Origin of the sequence: Streptomyces gilvus (genome assembly GCF_022513565.1) — a bacterium.
In the GTDB taxonomy this organism is placed as follows: domain Bacteria; phylum Actinomycetota; class Actinomycetes; order Streptomycetales; family Streptomycetaceae; genus Streptomyces; species Streptomyces gilvus.
Map to the genome: position 1 here is coordinate 50002 of NZ_JAKWBE010000033.1, position 24025 is coordinate 74026.

A 24025-nucleotide genomic window follows, 5' to 3' on the forward strand; every position below is an offset into this window, starting at 1 on the left:
TCGGGTATCTGGGTCGTACGCTCAGACCCGGCTACCGCCAGCCCGGCCGCCCACGGCCTCACTTTGAACCGGGACAGGCGGACCCGACTTGGGTAGAAGCTGCCCCCGGACCAGGGCGACCAGGGTGCGCATGGCGATCCCGCCGATGAGCAGGGTGATTGCTGCGAGCAGCAGGTACGTGTAGGTCAGGTGGCCGGAGGGGTGGCCGTGCTCGTTCCAGCGCAGGGTGACGCTGGCGACGGCGGCCCACGAGAAGGTGAAGGCCCAGGTGCTGGGCATGAAGGGCAGGCGCACGAAGACGGGCGGCATGCGCAACTGGGCCAGGACCATGAGGGTGCCGTAGCCGGCCAGCACGGCGGTGACGGTGTCGAAGCTGCCGTCGGCTCCTGCGGGAAGCCGACGGACGGGTTGAGCGCACGGTATCCGGCCTCCTGGAGGGCCCGGGTGACCGTGCGGGCGGCCTGGTTGGCCTGTTCGTCGGTATGGCCACCGAGGGCCTCCGAAGGAGCGATACGTCAGCGCATACCCGCCGCAGCGAGCAGCGTGGTCACCGTGGGGACGACAAGCCCTCCCGCCGTGTCGGCCTTGATTCCCGCACGGGCGCTGGCGCCGTCGAAGACCAGACTGAGCTGCCGGGCCAGCAGGTCCGGGGCGCTCGCCCCGCCCCGCTCGGCCTCGGCGCGGAAGAACGCCGTCAGTTCCCCCTTGACCCGGTGGGCCACCCGGCTCGCGGGGTGACTCTGGTCCTTGAGCTCGATCTGTACGGCGAGGTAGCGGCAGCCGTGGAAGTCGGGTGCACCCGCCACGGATTCCGCCCGTTCGAAGACGTGCAGAATCCGTTCGCGGGGTGGACGGTCGTCGTCCGCCGGGGGGAGGAGGGCCGCCACATAGGAGGCAGCCTGCTCCTCCAGGCTCGCCGCCAGCAGCTCGTCCTTGCTCTCGAACAGCTGGTACATGGAGCGCTTCGACACTCCCGCCGCCTTGCACAGCGCGTCGACGCCGATGTGGACACCGTCTCGGTAAGTGAGCGTGGCCGCTGCCTCCAGCAACCGCTCTCGGGAGCTTGACTTCGCCTCGGTGGTCATATTGCGAGGTTAACTCGATTCCGCACCATTGAAAACCGATCGGTTTGCAAGCCTGTGCCGTGGTGATCCTCGACGGTGATGAACCGCAGCGACTTCGAAACCCGGCCGCCAGGAAGTGTCGGAGGCCGGGCAAGCGCCTTGACGGGGGCGACCGGACATCGGCGCCCCATCGCGCTTCCAGGACCAGTCCACCACAGCCACCCCCCCCCCGGAGCGACCCGGAGAAGTCCAAGCCCGCGCGGGCCGATGGCGCGCCTGGTTGCTCGACGTCGCGGCACGGCTGTTGTCGTGAGCCTCCGCGGCTGCCGTCACCATCCACGACCTGAAGATGGCCGTACCCGTCGGCCCGCAGATCCAGCACATTGACGGAGCGCCCGGCTCGACGTCCACGCTGCGAGGCGACCGCATCACGATGTACGTCGAGAGCCTGACGGGCACCCTCTCCGGCGCCGAGGGCATCCCCCTGCCTCCGGCCATCCGCCTCCACCTGACGCCCGACACCGTTCCGGAGTGGCTCTACGACACGGTCGGAAGGTGGACCTCAAGCTCCAACTCAGCCTGGACTACGCCGACATCGACCAGGCCGGACAGACAGGTGGAGAACTCGTCGTCCCAGGGATCCACGGATACGGAACGCGGCGCTGAAGCCGGCAGCCTGCCGGGCTTGCGCTGGGAAACCGATCGGTTTACCGTACTGGAAACCGATCGGTTTCTCATTCCGTGGAGGCAGTCATGACCACTTTGAAGAACGCGAACGTCTTCGTCACCGGCGGCAGCCGAGGCATCGGCAAGGCCCTGGTGGAGGAGCTGTACGCACGCGGTGCCGGCAAGGTCTACGCCACCGCCCGCGACCCGCGCTCGGTGACCCACCCCGACGCCGTCCCGGTGGCTCTGGAAGTCACCGACCCGAGCTCCGTGGCGGCGGCCGCCGCGCAGGCGCAGGACGTGACCGTGCTGATCAACAACGCCGGCGCCTCGGTCGGCGCATCCTTCCTCGACTCCCCGCTCGACGACGTACGCCGGGAGTTCGAGACCAACTTCTACGGCCCCCTCCTCCTCACCCGCGCCTTCGCACCGGTCATCGAACGCAACGGCGGCGGCCACCTCCTCAACGTGCACTCCGTGCTCTCCTGGATCGCCCTCGGCGGCTCCTACAGCGCATCCAAGGCCGCCCTGTGGTCACAGACCAACTCCCTGCGCCTGGAACTGCAGCCGCGAGGCATCGCCGTGACCGGCCTGCACGTCGGCTACGTCGACACCGACCTCACCGCCGGCGTCGACGCCCCCAAGTCCGACCCCCGAGACGTCGCCCGGCTCGCCCTCGACGGCGTCGAGACCGGCGCCCACGAGGTCCTCGCCGACGACATCTCCCGCCAGGTCAAGGCAGGCCTCGCCGCCGACCTCGCGGCGCTGTATCCCCAACTGGCCAAGTAGCACCCCCTTTTCCGCTCAAGGAGCCGGCGACATGCCCACCCAGGACCCCCGTCCCACCATCCGCATCCCCGGAACCACCATCCACACCCTCGCCCCGCAGGCGGGACGCGACGGCCATGAGGGCACCCTGCGCTACCTGGAGGCCGGTACCGGCGCCCCCCTGGTCCTGCTGCACACCGTGCGCACCCAGGCCGAGCACTTCCGCCTCCTCATCCCCCTGATCGCGGACCACTACACCGTGTACGCCCTTGATCTGCCGGGGATGGGCTACTCCGAGATCGTCCCCGGCGCTTCGTACGACGAGCCGGCCATGCGCGCGGGCGTCAAGCGGCTGCTGACCGAACTCGACCTGCACGACGTGACGTTGGTCGGCGAGTCCATGGGAGCGGTGCTCGCCCTGACCGCCGCTGCTGACCTCCCGGCACGGGTACGGCGCGTCGTCCCGGTGAACACGTACGACTTCCGGGGCGGGATCGCCCGCTCCAGCCTCCTCGCCCGCGTGGTGGTCAGCGGTGTCCTCGCCCCCGGCGTGGGCCCGGTGATCGCCGGGGTGGAACCCAGGCCCGCCCTCACCAAGATCCTTCAGGGCGGTCTCGGCGACAAGAGCGCGCTGCGGGAGGACTACGTGGCCGAACTCCTCCAGGTGGGCACCCGCCCCGGCTATCCGACCGTCGCCCGCGCCGTCTACCAGGCCTTGCCCAGCCTCATCGCGGCCCGCTCGCGCTACCGCGACGTCAAGGCGCCCGTCCACTTCGTCTACGGGGAGAAGGACTGGTCCCGCCCCTCGGACCGGGACGCCAACCGACACCTGCTGCCGGCCGCCGACTTCACACAGGTCCCGAAGGCAGGCCACTTCATCGCCCTGGAACGACCCGACGTGCTGGCCGGCCTCCTCAACGCGGCGGCGTGAGCGCCTTCTTGACGCCCCAAGGGGCGGGGCATGACGGAGATCCAGATCGAGGTGGACGTTCCTGCCTGGATGCGTGATGTCATGGTGGACTGCCTGTCATACGGCAGGCAGTCCGGCCGCTTCGTCCCGCCGGGTTGCGTGACCGGGGGCACTACTTTGTGTGTGCGGACTGCGGGCACGGTGGTGCTCTTGAACGGGGCGCGCGGCTATGCGGTTCACGGCCGTGACATCTCGGTGGACACGATGCCGCTTGAGGCGGCCGTCGTTCACGGGCGGGGGCCGGTCGACCTGGCTCCGGTTCAGGAACCGATGGCGCTCGCGGACGCTCCGGCCCCGCGACCCGCGGACAAGGTCCGCGCCGACAAGGAGCGCCACGCGGTGGAGTGCGGCAGTTCCCTCGTCAGGCTTGAGGTGCGTATATGTGCTGGTCGGGTAAGGGATGGAGTCGTTCGTGCTCTTTCCGCGCGTGGAAGATCCAGCAGTCGGGGAACTCGCCGTTGCTGATGACGGTGCGGAGGGTGAGGACGGCTTCGGCGCCGGGCGCTGTCCGTTCTACGTCCCCAAGCAGTCCAGCCGCGGACAGCTCCTGGCCGTGAGAGACGGCATCGACCAGATCTCGAACAACTCAACCTCACCGACGACGAACGTGAAACCCTCGAAGGCGACCGCGAAGCGCTCATGGCGCTCACAGAGCGCCTGGCAGGCATCCCCGCTCCTGCCCGTCCGACACCGAAGCATCTGGGCAACGAACGTGCCTTCATCGCCCTGACCGACCTTGGCAGGAAGCCGCTCCACAGCCAGGACTGACTACCGCCACGCACTCACCGCAGTGCGCCTTCCAAAGCACCCCGTTGATCGGAAACCCACTGATACGCCCTCTGAACCTCCCCCACCACCCCGGCATCACGGAGTCGGACCATGGCGACGTCGCCCGCGTCGGCCTGGGCCTCGATGCCACGCCAGCACCGGTCCTGCCACCACAAGACCGATGACACAAGACGTTGCCGGTCCGACAGTTCGTAACTGTCAACAATCAGCCTCATGCGCCGGGCCGCCTCCCCGACGTCGACCACGGCAGTTCCGAGACCGAGGTACTGCCAGCAGACATGAGCAACGTCATGGATCCGGCCACCCGGCGCCGCCAAGTCCCAGTCGATGAACGCCACCGGCCGAAGCTCGCCACTGACCAGCCGATAGACCGTGTTTTTGGGCGACAGGTCGTTGTGACACACGACCTCGTGCTCTCCAGCCAGTGCAGTGCCGGCCGTCAGGTCGTGGAACTCGCGCACCAGCCGGGCGACCGCCACCAGACTCTCGTCCGACGACACGGCAACAGGCTGCCGCGGCTCCCACGCCACATGACCAGCAAGGTAACTGAGCACCTCACGGCCCTCCCCGTCCACGCCGAGGTACCGCGGAGCTCCACTCCAGCCACCGGCTTCGAGCAACCCCAGCAGATCACCCACGAACTTCGTGCGAGCAGAGGCTGGACGACGCACCGTGTCCCCGACACGAACGACGGTATTGACGAAACCTCCAGGCAAGGACGACTCAGGCATGCCTCCACCCTGCCCGATCGTTACCTCGAATTGTCAATGACTTGTCAGTTCCGAGCAGCTGGCCGAAGCCAGAGCGGACGTGCAGGCGACGTGCGCGTACCGCGCGGCTGGAGCGGTGAACGCGTGATCCTGCGTTCGGCTCCGTCACCCATGCCGCGCAGGTCTACGTCGACGAGCGGCTCATGGCCGAACACAGCGGCGGCTACACACCGTTCGAGGCGGACCTGACTGGCGGCGATCGCGGAGCCGGATCCCCACTCTGGCCCGATCCGGGGCAGCCGTGTTGAGGCAGCCGGCGAAGGCGCGTACAGCATCGAGCTGCCATCGAGATTCGTCTCGTCCAGCTCCGCGCGCAACGCCCGTGCCGAGGCGGCCAGTTCGTCGGAGGCGGGTTCCACAGGCCGACGCGACCCTCGCGCTGTCCGTCCTCGGCACGCCCAACTCGTTCGACCCCGCCCAGCTCATCGCGCACCCTGGCACCGTCCAACTCGTGATCGTTGCCAAGGGGCACGAGGAGCTGGATGCGGCCCGTGCTGCCGACCGCGAACTGACCGGAGTGTTGAACCAACGGGACTGACCCGCGGCAGAAGTGATCAGGCGCCAGGTAGGGCAGCGGGCTCCGGCTCTGTGGCGGCGGCGGTGTCGCTCAGGCCGAGGCGAAGGTGTTCGACGTGGTAGAGGGCCTGGTCGAGGAGTTCGGCGACGTGGTTGTCGTACAGCGAGTACACCACGGAGCGGCCGTTGCGGGTGCCGACGACCAGGCCGAGGTTGCGCAGCAGGCGTAGTTGGTGGGAGCAGGCGGACTGTTCCATGCCGACCTCCTCCGCCAGCTCGGTCGCCGGAAGGGGGCCTTCGCGCAGGCGGGCGAGGATGAGCAGCCGGGAGGGGGTGGCCAGGGCCTGGAGGGTGGTGGCGACCCTGGCAGCGTTGGTCGCGTCCAGGCGCGTGCGCGGGACGCTGTTGTCGGGAGGTGCTGCTCCGTGACCCATGGACTCATGGTACGCGCGCCATGAACACATGAATCCATGTTCATTTGTTCCTGTTACTGTGGTGGTGTTGGAGCTGTCCGCTGTCGCGCCACCTCAAGGGAAACCGTTTCGTTGTCCTCCACCCTGACCCGTCCGGCCCCGGTCGGCACCGCCCCCGAGGCGGCGGCGGCCCGGCGCCGCACCCGGATCCTCGCGCTGCCCGAGGCTCGGTGGGCGGCTGCCGCGCTGCTTCTGTTCCTTCTCGCGCTGCCGCTGTATCTGACGGGGGCGCCGGCCTGGACGTGGGGACCCCTGTTCGCCCTCACCTACGTCACGGGCGGCTGGGAGCCGGGCTGGGCCGGCCTGCAGGCCTTGCGGGACAGGAACCTGGATGTCGACCTGCTGATGGTGGTCGCCGCACTGGGGGCGGCGGCGATCGGGCAGGTGCTGGACGGGGCGCTGCTGATCGTCATCTTCGCGACCTCCGGCGCCTTGGAGGCGATCGCCACCGCGCGCACCGCCGACTCCGTGCGCGGCCTGCTCGACCTCGCCCCCACCACCGCCACGCGGCTCGCCGACGACGGCAGTGAGCAAACGGTGCCGACCGCACAGCTCACGGTGGGCGAGGTCATTGTGGTGCGGCCCGGTGAGCGGATCGGTGCCGACGGCCGGGTGCTGGAGGGAGCCGGCGAGGTCGACCAGGCCACCATCACCGGCGAACCGCTGCCGGTGGCCAAGCAGGAGGGTGACGAAGTGTTCGCCGGCACCCTGAACGGCACCGGCGCCCTGTGGGTGAAGGTCGAGCGGGACCCGGCGGATTCGGTGATCGCACGGATCGTGGCCATGGTCGAGGAAGCCTCCGAGACCAAGGCGCCGACCCAGTTGTTCATCGAGAAGGTCGAGCAGCGCTACAGCCTCGGCATGGTCGCCGCCACCCTCGCCCTGTTCGTCCTGCCGCTGGTATTCGGCGCCGATCTGCAGTCCACCCTGCTGCGCGCCATGACCTTCATGATCGTCGCTTCGCCGTGCGCGGTGGTGCTGGCCACCATGCCGCCGCTGCTGTCCGCCATCGCCAACGCCGGACGCCACGGCGTCCTGGTGAAGTCCGCCGTGGTCATGGAACGCCTCGGCCAGGTGGACGCGGTCGCCCTGGACAAGACCGGCACGCTGACCGAGGGCACCCCGCGCGTGACCGACATCCACCCCTTGGCCGGCTCCGGCCTGACCGGGGACGAACTGCTGCGGCTCGCCGCGGCGGCCGAGCACCCCAGCGAGCACCCTCTGGCCCGCGCCATCGTGGACGCCGCCCGCGCCCGCGACCTGCACATCCCGCCAGCAGGCGACTTCGCCTCCACCCCGGGCGCCGGCGTGAGCGCACAGGTGGAAGGCCACTCGGTCACCGTCGGCAGCCCCGCCCGCCTCCTCGACTACCCCACCGCCCACCCGGCCGTCACCGTGACCGCCGGTCTGGAGGAGGAAGGGCGCACCGCCGTGCTGGTCAGCATCGACGGCACGCCGGTGGGCGCGCTGGGCATCGCCGACCGTCTGCGCGAGGAAGCCGCCGCCACCGTTACCGCCCTGGCCACGCTGACCGGCACCGTCCCGGTACTGGTCACGGGCGACAACCCCCGCGCCGCGGGCCGACTCGCCGCCGAGGCCGGCATCACCGACGTCCGCGCCGGCCTGCTGCCACAGGACAAGGTCACCACCGTGCGGGAGATGGAGCGGGCCGGACGGAAGGTGCTCGTGGTCGGCGACGGCGTCAACGACGCCCCTGCCCTGGCCGCCGCGCACACCGGCATCGCCATGGGCCGCGCCGGATCCGACCTCGCCCTGGAGACCGCCGACGCTGTCGTGGTCCGCGACGAACTGGCCACCATCCCCGCCGTCGTCGGTCTCTCCCGCCGAGCACGCCGCCTGGTCGTGCAGAACCTGGTCATCGCCGCGGTGTTCATCACCGGCCTGGTCATCTGGGACCTGGCCGGCACCCTGCCTCTGCCGCTGGGTGTCGCCGGACACGAGGGCTCCACGGTGATCGTCGGCCTCAACGGGCTGCGCCTGCTCGCCGACGGCGCCTGGCGCCGCGCCCGCACCGAGGGCCACCAGAGGTGATGGACACCCTCCCTGCGTCCGTGAACCCCGCAATCAGAACTGCTCGTCCAGGATTTCCGCATCTCGATCGCTGGTCACCGGAAGGTCATATTCGGCGCGGGCCGGCTCCGTCCTTCCAGTGGTAGAGGTCGCGCAGCAGGGCAATCTCGGCGCCGTGGTGGATCAGCTCCCTGTTGACATGCAGAACCCTGTTCTCCATGGGAAACCGCTCGGGACCCACCGGGGGTGGGTTCTCCAGGTCGGCGTCCGAGAGTGCGCGGACCCCCGCGTTCCATCTCCCGTACATCTCATCGAGCTGCTTCAGCGCCTCGTCCGCGGTCCCCGCGTAGGCGAATGTCTCCGATTCGACCTGCTGGCCGCCGAAGTACCACCCGACCCGATAGCCCAGGCAGGAGACGATGATGTGCGCCAGCCGCCAGGCAATCGTGGTCACCGGCGCCGGCTGCGGGCCAGGGGAAGCGAAGTCCATCGCCCATTCTCCCGAACCCTCCGACAACGGTGCTGCAGACGTGCCACGTGGGCGGATACTCCAGCAGCCGCGCACCGGCTCCCAGAAGTACTCCTCATCTGTGAGACCGTCCAGCCGCGGCCGTAGGTTCTTGTGCCAGTACCAGTCCAACTGCTCCGCGAGCCGCTCGCTTCTCGTCATTTCCGCACACTACATATAACGGAGCTCTTGCTCCGCGCCGCCGGCCTGGCCGTTGTCCAGACCGGCGGTCGGGGCAACGTCACGCAGGGACGCCGAGCGGCGGGTGCTCGAGCACGCGGGGCTTGTACTCGACCAGCTGGATGCGGCCGTCGAAGGTGCGGTGCCCGATCATCTCCAGGGCGACGTCCGGATAGCCGTCGTAGATGCGTTCTTCGCCCGTGGCCCCGGTGATCACCGGGAACATGCCCACCCGGAAGCGGTCGACGAGTCCGGCCCGCAGCAGGGACCGGCACAGGCTGAGGCTGCCGATCGTGCTCAGCAGCCCCGAACCACCCGCCTTCATGGCGCGGACCGCCTCGACGGCGTCGCCGCGGACGAGCCTGGAGTTGGCCCACGTCAGCGGCTCCTCGAGGGAGGAGGAGAACACCACCTTGGACGCCTGGGTGAGCTCGTCGACGGACGCCTCTTCCTCGGGCCGGAACTCGTCCTGGCCCCCCGGGACCTCACCTGCGGCGAAGCCCGACATCAGGCGGTAGGTGTTCGCTCCCATCAGATAGGTGGCCTTCGGCTGCTCGCCGAGCCACGCGAGGTACTCCGGGCCCTCAAGGCCCCAGAACCCGGGCCATCCCTCTCCCGACGCATAGCCGTCGAGGGAGGTGATGAAGTCGACGAGAAGCTCCGACATGACGGTGTCCTTTCCTGGTTGGGGTGTCATGAGCTTGGACCGGCCCGGAGCCATAAACTCATCGGCCGCGCTGCGGAGCAACGAGAACATCCATGACGCGGCAGCCGATCAGATCCGGTGCGCAGAACGGCGAGCCGCTCCGCGGAGTGGTCGAGCTGTTCGGCGGCGTCGCGGCAGTGTGCGGGCCGGCTTGAGCTGTTCGACGCCATGTTCGCCCACGGGGTGCGCGCCCACTACGTCACGACGGCGCTGAGCGCGCCGCTGCTGATGCGTACGGCAGGCAGCCCTGGTGGTGACGGTGTCCTTCGCGGTGCCCGCAAGCGAGCAGCATGCCTTCGGTGCCGCCTACGGCATGGCCAAGGCGGCGGACGACCGGCTGGCCCTGGCCGCCGCCGCGCAGTTGCGGCCGTACGGCGTGACCTCGGTGGCCCTGCATCCCGGGCTGGTGCGTACCGAAGGGGGTGATGGGGTTCGCGGACCATCTGGACCTGACCGCCTCCCAGTCACCCGAAGGCGTCGTCGCGCCGCCGTCGCCCCGGCCGACGACCCCGTCCGCCCCGCGCCGTCCGGGCAGACGCTGGACGTCGCCGCGCTGGCCGATCGCTACCGGCTGGATGTGCACGGCCGACGTCGGCTCCGGCCGTGCCGGCCGTGCCGATCGATGCCCGCCCTTGCGTGCGGAGCCCGTGGTGAGTGCACCCTGGAGACGGACCGCGAGCCGCTGCCTTGCACGCGGGCACGGCGACGGCGGCATCGCGCCGCCGCGTGTGACCGCGCGGCTCCGGACCACCCCGCTGGTGTTTTCCGGCAGCAGCTGTCCTTTCCGCCCCGTCTGGTTCGTCGTGGTGGTAGAGAGACACAGCGAGCAAGGAGAAAAGCCATGAAGTACGTGCTGCTGCTGACCCGGGGCGCCTGGCAGGAGGAGGGCTCCGAGCAGGAACGGGGCGAGGTGTTCGGCCGGATCGGGGAATGGTTCGCCAAGCACTTCGCCGACGGCACCATCACCGAGGCCCAGCAACTGCGGGAGCCGGACACCGCCACCACCGTGGTGCTGGAAGACGGCCGCTCCACCCTGATCGACCGCCCGCTGCTGGAGGCCAAGGAGGCGATCGGCGGCTACGCCGTCATCGACGTGCCCGACCTGGACGCCGCGCTGCGGTTGGCGGCCGGCTTCCCGATGCCGGACGGCAAGGTGGAGGTGCGCCCGCTTGTCGAGCGCTGAGCCGGGCGGCGCCGCGGCGCGGTCGCTGCTCGAGCGGGTCTTCCGCGAAGAGGCGGGCCGGCTGACCGCCAGCCTGGTCCGCCTCCTGGGCGACTTCGACCTGGCCGAGGAGATGGTCGCCGAGGCCGTCGTCGAGGCGCTCGCGCGCTGGCCCAGTGCCGGGCCGCCCGAGCGGCCCGGCGCCTGGCTGCTGACCTGCGCCCGCAACAAGGCGGTGGACCGCATCCGCCGCGAGAGCCGCTACCGCGACAAACTCCAGCAGGTCGCCGCGCTGCCGGAATCGGTGGACCGCGAGCCCGACGACCGCCTGCGGCTGATCTTCACCTGCTGCCACCCGGCCCTGGATGCCGACGCCCAGGTCGCCCTCACCCTGCGCGCCGTCGCCGGCCTGACCACCGCCGAGATCGCCCGCGCCTTCCTGCTCCCGGAGGCCACCCTCGCCAAGCGCCTGACCCGCGCCAAACAGAAGATCACCAAGGCCGGGATCCCCTACCGCGCCCCCGAGCCCGACGAGCTCACCGACCGTCTGCAGGCGGTCCTGCGCGTGATCTATCTCGTCTTCAACGAGGGCTACTTCACCACCGGCGGAGAGGCGGGGGTGCGCCGGGAACTGGTCGACGACGCCGAATGGCTGGCCGGCCTTCTGGTCCACGCCCTGCCGACCCAGCCCGAACCCCTCGGGCTGCTGGCGCTCATCCGGCTCCACTCCGCCCGCTGGGCAGCCCGGCTCGACAACCGCGGGCGGCTGGTGCCGCTCGCCGAGCAGGACCGCTCCCGCTGGGACACCCGGCGCATCCGCAGCGCCGTCGCCCTGATCGAGCGGGCCGCCGCCCTGCGCCGGCCGGGCCCGTACCAGATCGAGGCCGCCATCGCCGCCGTCCACTGCGAGGCCCCCAGCTGGCACGCGACCGACTGGCCCCAACTGCTGACCCTCTACGACATGCTGGCTGCCCTCGACCCCTCCCCCGTCGTCCGCCTGAGCCGGGCCGTCGCGGTCAGCCACATCGACGGACCGGCCACCGCCCTGCGCCAGGTCGACGCGCTGGCCGACAGCCTCGGCCACTACCACCTCTACCACGCCGCCCGCGCCTCCCTGCTGCGCGACCTCGGCCGAACCGACGACGCACGGCAAGCCGACCAACAGGCCCTGAAACTTACCGCCAACCCAGCCGAACGCGCCCTGCTCACCGCCCGACTACAAGACGTCCCGGCGAGGCGGCACCCCTCGTAACAAAGGGTGAGGGGCTCTTTTTGTAACGGCTCGCCCCTCGTTCGGCCGAACAGCACGCCCGGTACCTCGCTCGTTGTGCGGGTGTGGAGGACGAGCGGAGCGCTCCGGACCATGACGAACCGGTCCGTTCGGCGTGTGCAGACGGATGGCCGCGGCCGGCGGGACAACTGCGTGGCGCGCTGAGGCACTGGGCCGAGGCCGCCCTGGCGTCGCGACTGGGGATCATGCCCAAGCCGCCGGAATCGGCCGACCCGGCGACTACCGAGGCGACCGGGCGGTGCGACGGCTGACGCCGACTCGTAGGCTACGGGCCATGAACGAGATCCCCACTCCGACGCCCTCGGAAGCCTTCGAGCTACTGGTGGCCGGTAACCAGCGCTTCGTCGCGGGCACCCCCGAGCACCCGAACCAGGACGCCACCCGCCGCGCCGAGATCGCACCGGGCCAGCAGCCCTTCGCCGTGCTGTTCGGGTGTTCCGACTCCCGGCTGGCCGCCGAGATCATCTTCGACCGCGGTCTGGGCGACCTGTTCGTGGTGCGCACCGCGGGTCACGTCGTGGGCGCGGAGGTGCTGGGCAGCATCGAGTACGGCGTGGACGTGCTGGGCTGCCCACTCGTGGTGGTGCTCGGTCACGACTCGTGCGGCGCCGTCGGCGCGGCGTGCGCCGCGCTGGAGGACGGCATGGCACCCGCCGGGTACGTACGCGATGTGGTCGAGCGGGTGACCTCCAGCGTGCTGGCGGCGCGGGCCGCTGGACGGGTCGAGCCGGAGGAGATCCTCGCCGAGCACATAAGGCACACCGTCGACCTGCTGCTCGACCGGTCCCGGGTACTCGCCGAGAAGGTGGCCGCCGGCCAGGCCGCCGTGGTGGGCCTGTGCTATCGCCTGGCCGACGGCAGCGCCCAGCTGGTCGCGGCCCGCGGCCTCGAGCCGCAAGTCGCCACCGCATCCTGACCACCCTGGCCACGGCCGCCCCGGGGCGAATTCGCCGTGGCCGGCCCGGGTGGCTGCGTGAGAGTCAGGGTGCCGGACGCGCTGTGCTGGTCACACCGTGGGCCGGGGTCCGGCGGCGCGGCGGAGCCGGTTGGCGATCGCGAGTCCCAGCCCCTCCTCAGCCGGCAGGGAGGCGACGATGAGATCGCAGCCTCGTTCGTCGAGCTCGCGCAGGAACCCGTACAGCTCGCGCGCGTAGGCAGCCGTCGAAGCGGGGACCGCCAGCACGGCGTGCGCCTTCACCGGGGCGTCGGCGAGGAACGGGGGGAGAAAAACACCCACCTGATGCCCCAGCTCCTGTGCGAGCTCTGCTTCAGCGACGACCTTCTCCGGTTCTACGAGGACGACCCGCGCGCGGGGCGCGTAGTGGGAGGGGTGCTGGCCCGGTACCCGGACACGGCTCGTCGAGGGGACGGCGATCGGGTACCCCAGTACCGCCTCGAGGTCCTCGCGTGTCACCCCGCCGGGCCGGAGGATGCTGGGGATCTTCCCCGTGGCGTCGACGATGGTCGACTCGACGCCGACCTCGCAAGGGCCGCCGTCCAGGACGAAGTCGACCGCGTCCCCGAGCTCCGTACGAACGTGGTCCGCGGTGGTGGGGCTGACCGAGCCGAAGCGGTTGGCGGACGGGGCTGTGACACCACCGCCGAAGGACGACAGCAGGGCGAGTGCGACGGGGTGGTCGGGTACGCGCACGGCCACCGTCTCCAGCCCACCAGTCGCTTCGAGAGGCACCCGGTGACCGCGCCGCAGCACCAGCGTGAGGGGGCCCGGCCAGAAGTGTTCAGCCAGCAGACGCGCGGTCGCAGGCACGTCCTGGACCCAGTCGTCCAGGTGCTCCGCTCCGCCGATGTGGACGATCAGGGGGTGCGAGGGTGGGCGCCCCTTGACCTGGAAGATGCGCGCAACAGCGGCAGGATCTTCGGCGTCGGCCCCCAGACCGTAGACGGTTTCGGTCGGGAGGGCCACCAGGCCGCCGGCGCGCAGCACCTCGGCTGCCTTCTCAATGTCACTGGTTCTTGCCATCACCCTCGCAATCCTCCCACCGTTTCACTCTCCCACCCTCCATGCTCTGGCCAGCGCATGAGGACGAGGCCACGGCTGTCGGTGCCTCGTGGGAAAAGTCCGGCGAGGAGGTGACCGAACACAGCGTCGCGCGAGGGAACTCCACCGGCACGGAACCGACCTGCAGGAGTTGAGCGCCGCCGGCGTTCCGAACCAGCTCACCGCGCGCTGACCGATACTCACCATGATCGACAGAGCAGCCACTTCTCAGCGCAGCTGCTCGGCCAGTCCGACGATGATGCCCTCCGGGCCGCGGACGTAGCACAGGAGATAGCTGTCCTCGAACCTGGCGATCTCACCGACGAGTTCGGCACCGTGAGGGCGTAGCCGGGCAACGGTGTCCTCGATGTCGTCGACGGCGAACATGACGCGGTGCGTGCCCACGGTGTTGTGCGGCCGGTTGCACGGCCCGGCGCTGATCACCTCGGGACTGCGGTACTTCGCCAGCTCGAGCCGGCTGTGACCGTCCGGGGTCCGGAGCATCGCGATCTCACAGCGGACGCCCTCGAGCCCGGTGCACTGGTCGGCGAAGAGGCCCTCGATCTCCGACCTGCCCTCCAGCCCCATGCCGAGTTCCACGAAGAACGCGATGGCGGCATCCATGTCCTCGACGACGATGCCGACGTTGTCCATCCGCTGAATCGCCATGCCGGTTTCTCCTTCATCCTCGTGCAGCCGGTGGTGGCCGCTGCTTTCCCGGGGACGGAGCCGGTGGCACTTTCTCGACATACGCAGACCACCGAACTCCGAAACACCTGGCGCGTGCCTCAGCGCCGCTTCAGCAGAACGGTCGGAACTCCTTGAAGCCCGGCGTTGGCCGCGGATCGGGCAGCCGGTAGGCGCCGACCCGCACACGGCCGTTGGCCGGGTCGGCGGTCCCGTCGGCCAGAGCGCCCGGTATCGGACGCCACCCCAGATTCGTCTCGAAGTACGCCACGGCAGCGCCGACCGATGGCCACCACACATCGTCGAGCAGCACGACGCCGCCAGGTCGGACGATCTCACCCAGGAAGTGGAGATCGACGAACACGTTGTGGAAGTGGTGGCTGCCGTCGACGAACGCCGCGTCCGCGGCGAAGCCCGCGTCGGCCAACCGGGCAAGGAACCGCTGCGATGGCTCGGTCACCAACTCTGCGATGTCGTGCAGGCCGGCGCTGCGCAGCAGTTCCCACCCGACACCGTCGTACGCCGTGAACTGGAACGGGTCGATCACCACATGCCGCGGGTTCCGTGAACCGGTGCGCAGCAGCGCCTCGCTGATCGCCAGCGCCGAGCTGGCATACGCGAGTCCGATCTCGACGACCGTTTCGACTCGCTCGTCCACCAGGAGATCACGTACCTGATCACCGTCGCGCTGCGGCAGAGTGACGGTGGCGAAGTCCGGACCGCCATCGGGACTCCGAGGTGGCCCGTGCTCGGCAAGCTTGCAGCGTACGGCGGCCACTCGATCCGCCCACTCGCCTGCGACTCCGTCCGGTTGCACGATCGAGTTCACCAGGACACTCCTTCTGGCTGAGGGCACGGAACGTGGCCAACTGTGACACTCAGAGCGGCCGACTGCCGAAGCTCACCGCTTGGCATGCCTGCGGCCGATCGCGACGGATGCCGGTACAACTGTTCGACGTCGGCGTGTGTCTGATGTACGGAATTTGCCTTCCCCGGCTTGCCGTTCCTCCTCGTCACTTCACCCAGAGGTAGTACATGGTCCGCAGCGATCACAGCTTCCGTACACTTCGCAGGGCGTTCGGAACCATCGGCGCCGGCGCACTGATCACGTTGGGTACCGCTCCCTGCGCCGTGGCCGATGGTTCCGGGACCGGGCTGGTGCTGGGGACCATCGCACCGATCAGCGGAGTGCAGCCGGGGAGCACCTTCGAAGCGCCGGTCACCTTCGGCAACAAGGGCACCGAGGCGCTGCAGAAGGTCTGGCTGCGGTACACAGTCACCCGTGGGTTGGATTACGCCGACGTGCCCTCGAACTGCGTGCGGTGGGACATCCACTCGTACGACGAGTTGCCGCCCAGATCCCAGCTGACCTGCGAGTTCGACCAGGCGGTTGAGCCAGGTGTCGTGTACGCGCCCGAGAAGCTGCCCCTCAAGGCTCTGGACCGGGCGCTGTACGACGATCTCGACGTCGCCGTCGGGGACTACGACTTCGGCGCCGACGAAGGCGCCCGCGGGCCCGTGCGTGGAACGGCTCCCGCGGCGAAGCTGGTGGAGCGGCCCGGCTCCGTGCTCACCGGCAGTAGCTCGGGGAACTATGCCGAGGCCCGGGTGCGGGTGAACGCGGCGAACACGGCCGACTTCCAGGTGTCGGGAGCGCAGGTGAAGGGCCGGGTCGGAGACACCATCGACCTGCAGGTGAAGTTCACCAACGCCGGCCCCGCCTGGGTGCTGGTGGAACCGGGACCTCCGGTGCCGACCCGAGTCCTGATCAAGATTCCCTCGGGTACGACCGCGGTCAAGGCACCCCCGTGCAAGAAGCCGGCAGCCGGAACCTACGAATGCTACGTCGCACAGGGTTGGGTGGAGGAGGACCAGGTGAACACCTACTCCTTCAAGCTGAAGATCGACAAGGCGGTGTCGGGAGCCAAGGGCTCGGTGGCCCTCAATGCCGAATCCCGCCCGTACGACGTGAACAAGGCGAACGACAAGGCCGACATCCTGCTCGACGTCGACGGAAGCGGGTCGGCGGGCGGTTCGGGTTCGAGCGACGGAGGCGGGACGCCGAGGGCATCCGGGACCACCGGCAGCTCCTCGGCCACCGGATCTTCGGGGAGCGCCTCCGCCACTGGCGGTGACCTCGCCGCCACCGGTTCCGGTCCTGCGCTGCCCTTCGCGGGTGCCGCGGCCGCGGTCGTAGCCGCCGGTGCGGGGACGGTCCTGCTCGTACGTCGCCGCGCGGCCCGGCGGTAACCCGTTCCGCCGCGCAAGGGCAGACGATGACGGCGTACGACGTCGGGTACGGTTCTGTCCGCGTCGAGGCTGCCTTCCACGCGTGCCGGGTCGGGGTCGGCGAGGCTGTCGCCGCCACTTGCAGCCCTCCGTCCAGGACCCGGAGCACGAGAACGTCCGGCCCGACGACGTCGCGAAGCTGTGGAACCTGGTCGTCCGGGAAACGTCACCGCCGCTACACCGCAGCGGCGGGCACCTGAGCCCCACCCCGACACATGTGACCGAGTGGCCCGAGCGGCCTCGCCGACCGCCCGGCGCACTCACGCCGATGGCGAAAGGGGCGCTTCCTAGGCCGTTGAGACGTTGAAACTCATGACGTCGATCGAGTTGATCGCCCGCCATTGGTCCTGGCTGTAGCCGTCCCACCCCTTGGCCGCGCGGTCGGCCGGGAACTTGGCGGCCTGGTCGCGGCCCACGAGGACGAGCATGTAGATCTGCCCGATGCCCTTGACGCCCGGGTATCCGACCGGCCGGTTGTCGTCCTCCCAGCAGCCGGCGGAGGTCGGTGTCACGGGCGTGGCCGGATAGTAGCGGTTGTTCCCGGGATTCCCGAACGTGTCCTTGGTCTTGGGGTCGGGGCGTCTGATGAGGTAGAGGACCTGGCCGGCGGGCACATCGAGATTGAGCTGTCCCTTGACGCTGATTTCCGGGTTGGCGTCCGGAGTCACCGTCGAGTAGACCGCGGGCCGTTGACGGTTGGCAAAGAGCGATTCGTTGTAGCGCGAGGCCGGTGGCTGGTACCAGGAGTCGCCGAGTCGGTCGAGGTCGCACGGATCGGCGAGGGTGAGGTTCGGGCTGGTCGTGACACTCGTCGGTGTCCCGTGTGTTGGGTCCGGCGTCTTCCCGTCGTGCGTCAGCACGGCAGGGATGACCGCTGCCGCCACGGCTGCCAAGCCCGCGATGACAGCGATTTTGATCCCGTTCTTTCCGCCGCCGCTCTCCTCGGTCTCGCTCCGCGCGCCAGGCGTCGCCGTGTCGTCAGAGGACCCAGTATCGGTGTTTGTCATTTGCATCCCCCCAAGGTCAGAAGTCCGTATTAGCGGATGACCGGAATTCCGGAAAGCGGCGTACGGGCGTGGACCGGGGGGTGCGCAGTGTCTCCTCGCGCGCCCCCCGGCGGGGCCTGGTGGGGTGTGCCATCACGGGACATGCCCCATAGGCACGGTGCATCTGACTCTCTTTCGGTGAATGCCCTCTGTGTCCGTAAGTAGCGCTGTATGGTCTTCGGTTCCGGGCGCACTGTCGCGCCTCGGGGGGCAAGGGGGTGCGGGGCTTGCCGTTGGTGTTCGTGCATGGGGTCGCCAACCGGATCGACCGGGAACAGGTCGAGGAGACGAGCGCTCGACGCTCTCTGTTCGCCCGGTACGTGACGGCGTCCTGGGCGCGGCCGGACGGAGGACGGCCCGAGATCTACCAGCCGTACTGGGGAGGTTCGGGAGCGTCACTCGCGTGGGGCGGAGCGAGTATCCCCCACCGGGACCACGCGGCCGAGGAGTTCGGCACGTCCCCGGATGATCCGTTGGCGCAGGTCGTGGCCGGCGTCGTACCCGAGGGCGCGCCCCCATGTGAGCGCCTGCTCACTACGGCCCGGCATTCCATGGCCGACGCGATCGACCTGTTGCTGGCAGCAGCCCTGCTGAGTTCGCCCCGGCAGGCCGACGCGCTCGCGGCGTCGTCGTACGCCGCGCTGTCGTCGGTGCGGGCCGATCCACGTCCGGCGTGGCTGGACGATGTGGCCGACGACGAGGCGTTCGCCGTGCGGCTGTGCGACTGTGCGACTGTGCGACATGCTCGACGCCGCTGCCGAACCGGCCTCGTCTCGGGAGGAGTTCGGCGGAGGTGTACGTGCCGCTCTGATGGGGGCGGTGTCACGGGTGCGTGGCAGCGCGGTCGCCGCAGCCGGTGCGCAGGCCGCCGACGGCCTGCGGTCGTGGCTGCTGCCGCCCGTCGTCGAGTTCCTGTGCCCAGCCACGGCCGACACGCGGTGAAGCCGACCAGTCGCCACCGGCGCCGCCGCGCCGAGTGCCGGCCTTCGGGGCCTTGCGATACCGCCATCTGCCGGTTCAGCTCGGGGACGGTCTCCCACCCCGGGATCTGGCAAAACGTCGGGGACTTGGAGCAGGCCGTCCACCCCTTGGACCGCCAAGTGCAGCGACACGCCTACCAGTCAGTTGGAAACCACCCCGTGCGAGAAGCCCCCTGATCAGGCACCGTCCGTTCCCTGCTCAACCCTTTGCCCCGTCACCCGGGCCCTTCCGGACCCGGGGGCATCGCAGTGCCGCAACAGCCCTGTCGCCGCCGGAGGTCACCCGGTGACGAAGGTCGTCAGGCTCTGAGCGGGAAGCTGTCCTGTGAAGGAACCGTTCGACACGGTGATCCTGCTCTGGGACGCGAGGTTCCTGCCCGCGTCCGTCAACCAGGACGACACGCCGGACGAGGCGTTGTTCCGCAGGGTGAACTGCTGACTCACCTGCGCGGTCCCCTTGTTGACGGCCACGATGACCACACGGGAGCCGCTCCCCCTGTACGCCGAGAGGTAGACGTTCGGCTGGGGGGTCGCAGTCACCGCGATCCGCACATGCCCCGGGCGGACGAACTTCGAGAAGTGCGCGAGGCTCGCACCGCGCTTGCTGATCCGACCGTCCTCCCGCATGGGGCCGTAGGCTCGACGGATGTACCACCACACGTACGCCTGGAACTCGGCGTCCACCATCGCGCGATGGACGTGTTCCCCGACGTCCAGCGCCTGGGGCCACAGATCGGCCGAGTCGCTGCTGTTGGGGTAGTACACCTCGGTCATCCACAGTTCCTTGCCCGCGCCCTTCTGCTTGAAGAGGGGATAGGGGAAGTTCTGGAACGGTGTGCCGTACAGGTGCGCCCCGAGGATGTCCAGGTTGGCGAGGGCGGCGGGGTCGTTGAGGATCGGGTCCGAGAAGCTCTTCACGTACTGGAAGGACTCCGGAGCGATCACCTTTGTGCTGATCGAGCCGGCGTTCTCGCGCAGGAACCTGGTCATCTCGCTCGGGGTCCACCACGTCCAGTCATGAGCGTAGTCGGGCTCGTTCTGCACCGAGATGGCGTACAGGTTGACCCCGTTGCTCCGCATGTACGCGACGAAGTCGTTCAGGTGCTGCGCATAGGCGCCGTACATGTCGTAGCGGAGCCGCTTCGCGTCGGTCTGCTGGCCGTGGACGAAGGTCTCGACCATCTGAGCGGGCGGATTCCACGGCGAGGCGAAGACGGTCGCCCCGAGCTCGATCGCCCGTTTCGCGGTCGCGACCTCGCGGCTCCAGTTCGCCCGGTCCTCGGAGACGAAGATTCTCAGCATGGAGAGTCCGAGCTGTCCGTCGCCGTTGCCGAAGGCCGTGTCTCTCTGGGCAGCCGTCAGATCACCGATCCAGAGCGGGTGGTTCATGCCGCCGAATCCGCGAATCTTCTGCCGCGTCGCGGACGGGTCGACGATCACCGCGGCAGCCGCCGCGGACGGGGTACGGGGTGCTCCCACAGCCGGTGTCGCGGCAGCGAGCACCGGCAGAGCGCTCATGGTCGCGAGGACGGATCGGCGACTGGGGTGTTCCGGTCCTGCTGCGCCGGAACCATTGCGGCGTAACGACATTGCTCCTCCTTGTGGACTTCGCTCTGACGCGTGCTCACTTGTTCGCGCGTCTCGGGACCGGCGTCGCCTTGTCGCACCGCCCTGGTGCAGCGTTACGAAACTTTCGACTTCAGACGAGGCGGCTACGGCCGCAATCGCCGACAGAGTGTCGGAGGTCCTGGGACGTTTGGGAACAGTGAGTGTGGGAGCGCTCCCTTCTCTTCGAATGTTTCGGGGAAGCGAACGATCGTAAGGTGGTGTAGGGGACCGTAAGTTGGCCGTGTTCCGGCGTCAAGACTTGCCGCACTGCAAAGATTCCGGCTCCGGTTCGTTCTCCGAACTCCTCACGCCAGGAGCGAGGGTCGCCCCGACGGCGAGGGCTGCACTGTCCGCCACCTCGTCCAGGTGCTCGGCCACCACCAAATGCGGGCCAGAGCACGGCACTTTGTTGCCGGGCCCCGGTCTCAGCCGGTCCTCCGAACGGCGTCGAGAATGATGTGCTCGACGGCTTCGGGATGCGACACCATCACTGCGTGCGAGGAGTTGACGGTCTCGATCCGGGCGTGCGCACGCTCTGCCATGAAGCGTTGCCCGGCGGGCGGGATGGCCTTGTCGTTGAGTGTGATCAGGTCCCAGGACGGGACGGTCTTCCACGCCGGCTCGCCGGAGGGTTCGGTCTGGGCGGTGTAGGCGAGAGGGCGCTGAGTGGCGGCCATCAATGCGGCCGTATTCCTGGGCACGTCGGCGGCGAAGACCGCGCGGAAGTCTTCGGGTTTGACGTAGATGTCGGCGTCCTGACCCTGTGGGGCGGTGGGGTTGGGGGCAGGGCGTATGAGCGTGGTCCCGGGGCCGAGGAGGGAGCCGGGGTACTTCTTCGGGTTCAGGACGGTTGCGAGGCTCTCCCCGTTGTCGGGTACGTAGGCACCGATGTAGACGAGCGCTTTGACATTGTTCACGCCGCGAGCGGCGTTGGTGATGACGGCGCCGCCGTACGAGTGCCCGACCAGCACGATCGGTCCGCTGATCGTCTTGAGGATGGAGCGTATGTAGTCGGCGTCGCTCGTCAGGCCGCGCAGGGGGTTCGGGGCGGCGATCACCGGATAGCCGCGGTGCTGTAGATCGGCTGTCTCCTGGTTCCAGCCGCTCGAGTCGGCGAAGGCACCGTGCACGAACACGATCGTCGGCTTCGGCGTCGAGTTCTGAACGGCACCCGCGGACGCGGCTGCGGAGATCGCGGCCGGGGCGAAGACCGCCAGGGTGACAGCCAGCGTCATCACGGGACGCGTCCCGTTCCGTCGGATCGAAGGTCGATGATGCATGGCTTGATTCCTTTCACGAAGGTGTGATGCTGCGACCTGCTGCGAATTCACCGTGCGCTTGGGCTTGGGCCGTCGACCGTACGGAGCAGACCCGGGGCGGGGCTTGTGTCATGCGACTGCCTTGATGCTCAGCGCGTCATCCTCGGGTCAAGGCGGAGCGGCACCTCCTCTCGGCATGCCGCTGATCGTTGCGTCCAGGCGGCCAATGGCAGGTCATGGCGCGAAGGCTGCACAACTGCGCCGACCGGCCGCTGGAGCAGGTCACTGCCGCCGTCGCAGTCACATGACTGAAGCGGAGACGGGGGCCGCCCGGAAGCATGGGCGCCGTCGGCGTCACGTCGATCACTTCCAGGGGAAGGACTTCGATCATGGCTGGCAACGCCGTACCCGTTCTCTTCATCCACGGACTCTGGCTGCACCCGTCCTCCTGGGGACCGTGGGAGGAACTCTTCGAGAAGGCGGGCTATCGACCGATCGCGCCCGGGTGGCCAGGAGTGGCGGAGAGCGTCGAACTCGCCCGCGCCAACCCGGACGCGATCGCGGACCGCGGCATCGACGACGTGGTGGAGCACTACGCGGGCGTCATCGCCGAACTCCCGCTGCCGCCCATCCTGATCGGTCACTCCTTCGGTGGCACGATCGCCGAGAAACTGCTGGGGCAGAATCGGGCGGCGGCGGCGATCGCCATCGATGCGGCGCAGATCAAGGGCGTGCTTCCACTCCCCCTGTCGGCGTTGCGGTCGACGTTCCCCGTGTTCAGCAACCCGGCCAACAAGCACCGGGCGGTATCGCTCACGGCTGAGCAGTTCCGCTTCGCCTTCGGCAACGCGGTCAGCGCCGAGGAGTCCGACGAGCTGTACGAGCGGTGGACCATCCCGGCCCCCGGCAAGCCCCTGTTCGAGGCCGCCGCTGCCAACTTCTCGCCGCACTCCCCCGCAAAGGTCGACACCGGCAACGACAGCCGGGGACCCCTGCTGCTGATCACGGGCGGCAGAGACCACACCGTGCCGGGAGCCGTCACTCGGTCCACGCTCAAGCAGTACCGCCACTCGACGGCCGTGACCGACCTCAGGGAGTTCCCCGACCGCGGCCACTCCCTCACCATCGACGGCGGCTGGCGTGCGGTCGCCGACACCTGCCTCGAATGGCTCGGCCAACAGGGGCTGTAGCCGGTCCTGGTCAGCCGGCGCTGGAGGGGCGTCACCCAGTGCGGCCCGCCGCGCAGCGACTGCCGCCTCAGCTGCTGCTCCCGCGTTCGCGTTACGCCGCCCACCTGTGATGTCGTCCGCCGGTCTGCCGAGCGGACGCCGTAAGGAGCAAGCGAATGGCGCGTGCCGTCCATGCCGGGGCGGCGAGGGCGTCGAAGACGGTCTGGGCCGCGCGCAGCGGACCGCGTGAGGCGACCACGCGGCGCTGGCGGCGCAGCCATGCGCCGTACGCCAGGTTGACCCGGGCCCGGTACCAGGGGGAGGCTGCGGCGCCCAGGGTGGTCGCCTCGGTGAAGCGTTGCTCCATGTCGTCGTCCTCGGCGAGCAGCAGCCGGGTCAGCGCGAGCGTTCTTCGTACGCCGGGGCTGGTGGTGGTGCCGGTGACGGCCTCGATGTCGCGCAGCACACCGCGGGCCTCGTCGACGTGGCCGCAGGCGGTGGCGGCCTCTGCCACGTAGTCCAGTGCCCATACGCTCTGCGGCATGTGGTACGCGCTGTCCTGACGGTCCATCATGCGGTTGAGTTCGTGGTGGGCCTGGCCGGGCCGCTCGCTGCCCAGGGCGGCCAGACCGCGGGCGAGCTGGACGCCGTTGAGGAGTGAGATGTTGCCGCTCAGCTGGCCCGTCCGCTCGGCCTGCGCGGTCAGGTGTGCGGCCCGTTCGCCGTCCCCGCGCAGGCCGGCGAGGTTGGCCTTGCCAGCGCAGGCTTCCCACACCGGCTGTCTCGTCTCGACGGCGAAGCGGTGGCCTTCGTCCGACGCGGTGTAGGTGACCTCCCATCTGCCGAGGTAGAGGGAGGCGAAGGTCTGAAGAACCAGTACCTGGGACAGCAGGGCGGCACGGCCCTGTCGGCGCAGCCGTCGCCGGCGGTCTCGGCGAAGGCCAAGGAGCGTTCGAAGTCCGCGACCAGGAAGCCGGCCCGGGCGAGCAACCCGGTCACCGCCGGATCGCCCGGTGCGGCCTTGGCCCAGTGCGCGAGAGCATCCACGACGAGCGGGGCGTCGATGAAGGGATCGAGCAGGGCATTGACGGCGA

25 protein-coding genes are annotated in these 24025 nt (G+C 69.4%); 11 read left to right on the top strand and 14 right to left on the bottom strand.

What is annotated here, in order from left to right:
- Positions 1–21: 21 nt before the first annotated feature.
- The gene (locus MKW14_RS34595) at positions 22–354 is read right to left on the bottom strand and encodes a TDT family transporter (RefSeq protein WP_240869832.1); all 333 of its coding nucleotides are present in this window, start codon (positions 352–354) and stop codon (positions 22–24) included.
- Between the two features lie 161 nt (positions 355–515).
- Positions 516–1085, bottom strand: coding sequence for a TetR/AcrR family transcriptional regulator (locus tag MKW14_RS34600; RefSeq protein ID WP_240869834.1), 570 nt, complete (start codon positions 1083–1085; stop codon positions 516–518).
- A 328-nt stretch (positions 1086–1413) separates the two neighbouring features.
- Here MKW14_RS34600 and MKW14_RS34605 point away from each other — a divergent pair, with 328 nt between their 5' ends.
- From MKW14_RS34605 to MKW14_RS34620, 4 genes are read left to right on the top strand one after another with little or no spacing between them, the layout of a single operon-like run.
- Positions 1414–1821 (top strand): hypothetical protein, encoded by a 408-nt coding sequence (locus tag MKW14_RS34605; RefSeq protein ID WP_240869836.1) that lies wholly within the window; start codon positions 1414–1416, stop codon positions 1819–1821.
- The gene (locus MKW14_RS34610) at positions 1818–2519 is read left to right on the top strand and encodes an SDR family oxidoreductase (RefSeq protein ID WP_240869838.1); all 702 of its coding nucleotides are present in this window, start codon (positions 1818–1820) and stop codon (positions 2517–2519) included. Before MKW14_RS34605 ends, MKW14_RS34610 begins: the two co-directional genes overlap by 4 nt.
- A gap of 31 nt (positions 2520–2550) precedes the next feature.
- The gene (locus tag MKW14_RS34615) at positions 2551–3429 is read left to right on the top strand and encodes an alpha/beta fold hydrolase (RefSeq protein ID WP_240869844.1); all 879 of its coding nucleotides are present in this window, start codon (positions 2551–2553) and stop codon (positions 3427–3429) included.
- A 30-nt stretch (positions 3430–3459) separates the two neighbouring features.
- Positions 3460–3933 (top strand): hypothetical protein, encoded by a 474-nt coding sequence (locus MKW14_RS34620; protein WP_240869845.1) that lies wholly within the window; start codon positions 3460–3462, stop codon positions 3931–3933.
- A 317-nt stretch (positions 3934–4250) separates the two neighbouring features.
- Here the strand turns inward: MKW14_RS34620 and MKW14_RS34625 are convergent, their stop codons facing one another.
- Entirely contained in the window at positions 4251–4988 is a 738-nt protein-coding gene (locus MKW14_RS34625; RefSeq protein WP_240869846.1) for a phosphotransferase, read from the bottom strand.
- Positions 4989–5581: 593 nt separating this feature from the next.
- Positions 5582–5977 carry an ArsR/SmtB family transcription factor gene (locus MKW14_RS34630; RefSeq protein WP_240869847.1) on the bottom strand — a complete coding sequence of 132 codons (396 nt, stop codon included), beginning with the start codon at positions 5975–5977 and terminating at the stop codon, positions 5582–5584.
- 111 nt (positions 5978–6088) lie between these two features.
- Here MKW14_RS34630 and MKW14_RS34635 point away from each other — a divergent pair, with 111 nt between their 5' ends.
- Positions 6089–8068 (top strand): heavy metal translocating P-type ATPase, encoded by a 1980-nt coding sequence (locus tag MKW14_RS34635; protein ID WP_276622692.1) that lies wholly within the window; start codon positions 6089–6091, stop codon positions 8066–8068.
- 85 nt (positions 8069–8153) lie between these two features.
- Here MKW14_RS34635 and MKW14_RS34640 read toward each other — a convergent pair whose 3' ends face one another.
- The 3 genes from MKW14_RS34640 to MKW14_RS34650 form a co-directional block, all read right to left on the bottom strand.
- Entirely contained in the window at positions 8154–8717 is a 564-nt protein-coding gene (locus tag MKW14_RS34640; RefSeq protein WP_240869848.1) for a DinB family protein, read from the bottom strand.
- Between the two features lie 79 nt (positions 8718–8796).
- Positions 8797–9402, bottom strand: a complete 606-nt coding sequence (locus MKW14_RS34645; RefSeq protein WP_240869850.1) for a dihydrofolate reductase family protein — start codon at positions 9400–9402, stop codon at positions 8797–8799.
- A 238-nt stretch (positions 9403–9640) separates the two neighbouring features.
- Complete coding sequence (locus MKW14_RS34650) at positions 9641–10024, bottom strand: hypothetical protein (protein WP_240869852.1); 384 nt, start codon at positions 10022–10024, stop codon at positions 9641–9643.
- Between the two features lie 258 nt (positions 10025–10282).
- Here MKW14_RS34650 and MKW14_RS34655 point away from each other — a divergent pair, with 258 nt between their 5' ends.
- The 3 genes from MKW14_RS34655 (at position 10283) to MKW14_RS34665 (ending at position 12810) form a co-directional block, all read left to right on the top strand.
- Positions 10283–10624: a YciI family protein gene (locus MKW14_RS34655; RefSeq protein WP_240869853.1), complete on the top strand. Its 342-nt coding sequence runs from the start codon at positions 10283–10285 to the stop codon at positions 10622–10624.
- The gene (locus tag MKW14_RS34660) at positions 10611–11855 is read left to right on the top strand and encodes an RNA polymerase sigma factor (RefSeq protein ID WP_240869854.1); all 1245 of its coding nucleotides are present in this window, start codon (positions 10611–10613) and stop codon (positions 11853–11855) included. The genes MKW14_RS34655 and MKW14_RS34660 overlap by 14 nt, the downstream gene beginning before the upstream one ends.
- A 313-nt stretch (positions 11856–12168) precedes the next feature.
- The gene (locus tag MKW14_RS34665; RefSeq protein ID WP_240869855.1) at positions 12169–12810 is read left to right on the top strand and encodes a carbonic anhydrase; all 642 of its coding nucleotides are present in this window, start codon (positions 12169–12171) and stop codon (positions 12808–12810) included.
- A 90-nt stretch (positions 12811–12900) separates the two neighbouring features.
- On the opposite strand, the gene MKW14_RS34670 is transcribed toward MKW14_RS34665, so the two are convergent.
- The 3 genes from MKW14_RS34670 to MKW14_RS34680 all read right to left on the bottom strand — a co-directional run bounded on the left by MKW14_RS34670 (position 12901) and on the right by MKW14_RS34680 (position 15409).
- On the bottom strand, positions 12901–13875 hold the full coding sequence (locus tag MKW14_RS34670) for an L-threonylcarbamoyladenylate synthase (RefSeq protein WP_240869857.1): 975 nt from the start codon (positions 13873–13875) through the stop codon (positions 12901–12903).
- Between the two features lie 246 nt (positions 13876–14121).
- Complete coding sequence (locus MKW14_RS34675) at positions 14122–14562, bottom strand: VOC family protein (protein ID WP_240869858.1); 441 nt, start codon at positions 14560–14562, stop codon at positions 14122–14124.
- Between the two features lie 130 nt (positions 14563–14692).
- Positions 14693–15409, bottom strand: a complete 717-nt coding sequence (locus tag MKW14_RS34680) for a class I SAM-dependent methyltransferase (protein WP_240869860.1) — start codon at positions 15407–15409, stop codon at positions 14693–14695.
- A gap of 302 nt (positions 15410–15711) precedes the next feature.
- Here MKW14_RS34680 and MKW14_RS34685 point away from each other — a divergent pair, with 302 nt between their 5' ends.
- Positions 15712–16830 carry a hypothetical protein gene (locus MKW14_RS34685; RefSeq protein WP_240869862.1) on the top strand — a complete coding sequence of 373 codons (1119 nt, stop codon included), beginning with the start codon at positions 15712–15714 and terminating at the stop codon, positions 16828–16830.
- Between the two features lie 326 nt (positions 16831–17156).
- On the opposite strand, the gene MKW14_RS34690 is transcribed toward MKW14_RS34685, so the two are convergent.
- Positions 17157–17762, bottom strand: a complete 606-nt coding sequence (locus MKW14_RS34690) for a hypothetical protein (RefSeq protein ID WP_240869868.1) — start codon at positions 17760–17762, stop codon at positions 17157–17159.
- Between the two features lie 894 nt (positions 17763–18656).
- Between MKW14_RS34690 and MKW14_RS34695 the strand changes: the two genes are divergently transcribed.
- Positions 18657–18857, top strand: a complete 201-nt coding sequence (locus tag MKW14_RS34695) for a hypothetical protein (RefSeq protein WP_240869869.1) — start codon at positions 18657–18659, stop codon at positions 18855–18857.
- Between the two features lie 317 nt (positions 18858–19174).
- Here MKW14_RS34695 and xynC read toward each other — a convergent pair whose 3' ends face one another.
- Both xynC and MKW14_RS34705 read right to left on the bottom strand, forming a co-directional pair.
- On the bottom strand, positions 19175–20485 hold the full coding sequence (gene xynC, locus MKW14_RS34700; protein WP_240869870.1) for a glucuronoarabinoxylan endo-1,4-beta-xylanase XynC: 1311 nt from the start codon (positions 20483–20485) through the stop codon (positions 19175–19177).
- Positions 20486–20928: 443 nt separating this feature from the next.
- A complete protein-coding gene (locus tag MKW14_RS34705; protein ID WP_240869902.1) occupies positions 20929–21738 on the bottom strand; it encodes an alpha/beta fold hydrolase in 810 nt (269 codons plus the stop codon).
- A gap of 413 nt (positions 21739–22151) precedes the next feature.
- Between MKW14_RS34705 and MKW14_RS34710 the strand changes: the two genes are divergently transcribed.
- Positions 22152–22952 (top strand): alpha/beta hydrolase, encoded by an 801-nt coding sequence (locus tag MKW14_RS34710; protein ID WP_240869871.1) that lies wholly within the window; start codon positions 22152–22154, stop codon positions 22950–22952.
- Between the two features lie 91 nt (positions 22953–23043).
- Here the strand turns inward: MKW14_RS34710 and MKW14_RS34715 are convergent, their stop codons facing one another.
- Positions 23044–23706: a hypothetical protein gene (locus tag MKW14_RS34715; RefSeq protein WP_240869872.1), complete on the bottom strand. Its 663-nt coding sequence runs from the start codon at positions 23704–23706 to the stop codon at positions 23044–23046.
- Positions 23707–24025 lie beyond the last annotated feature (319 nt).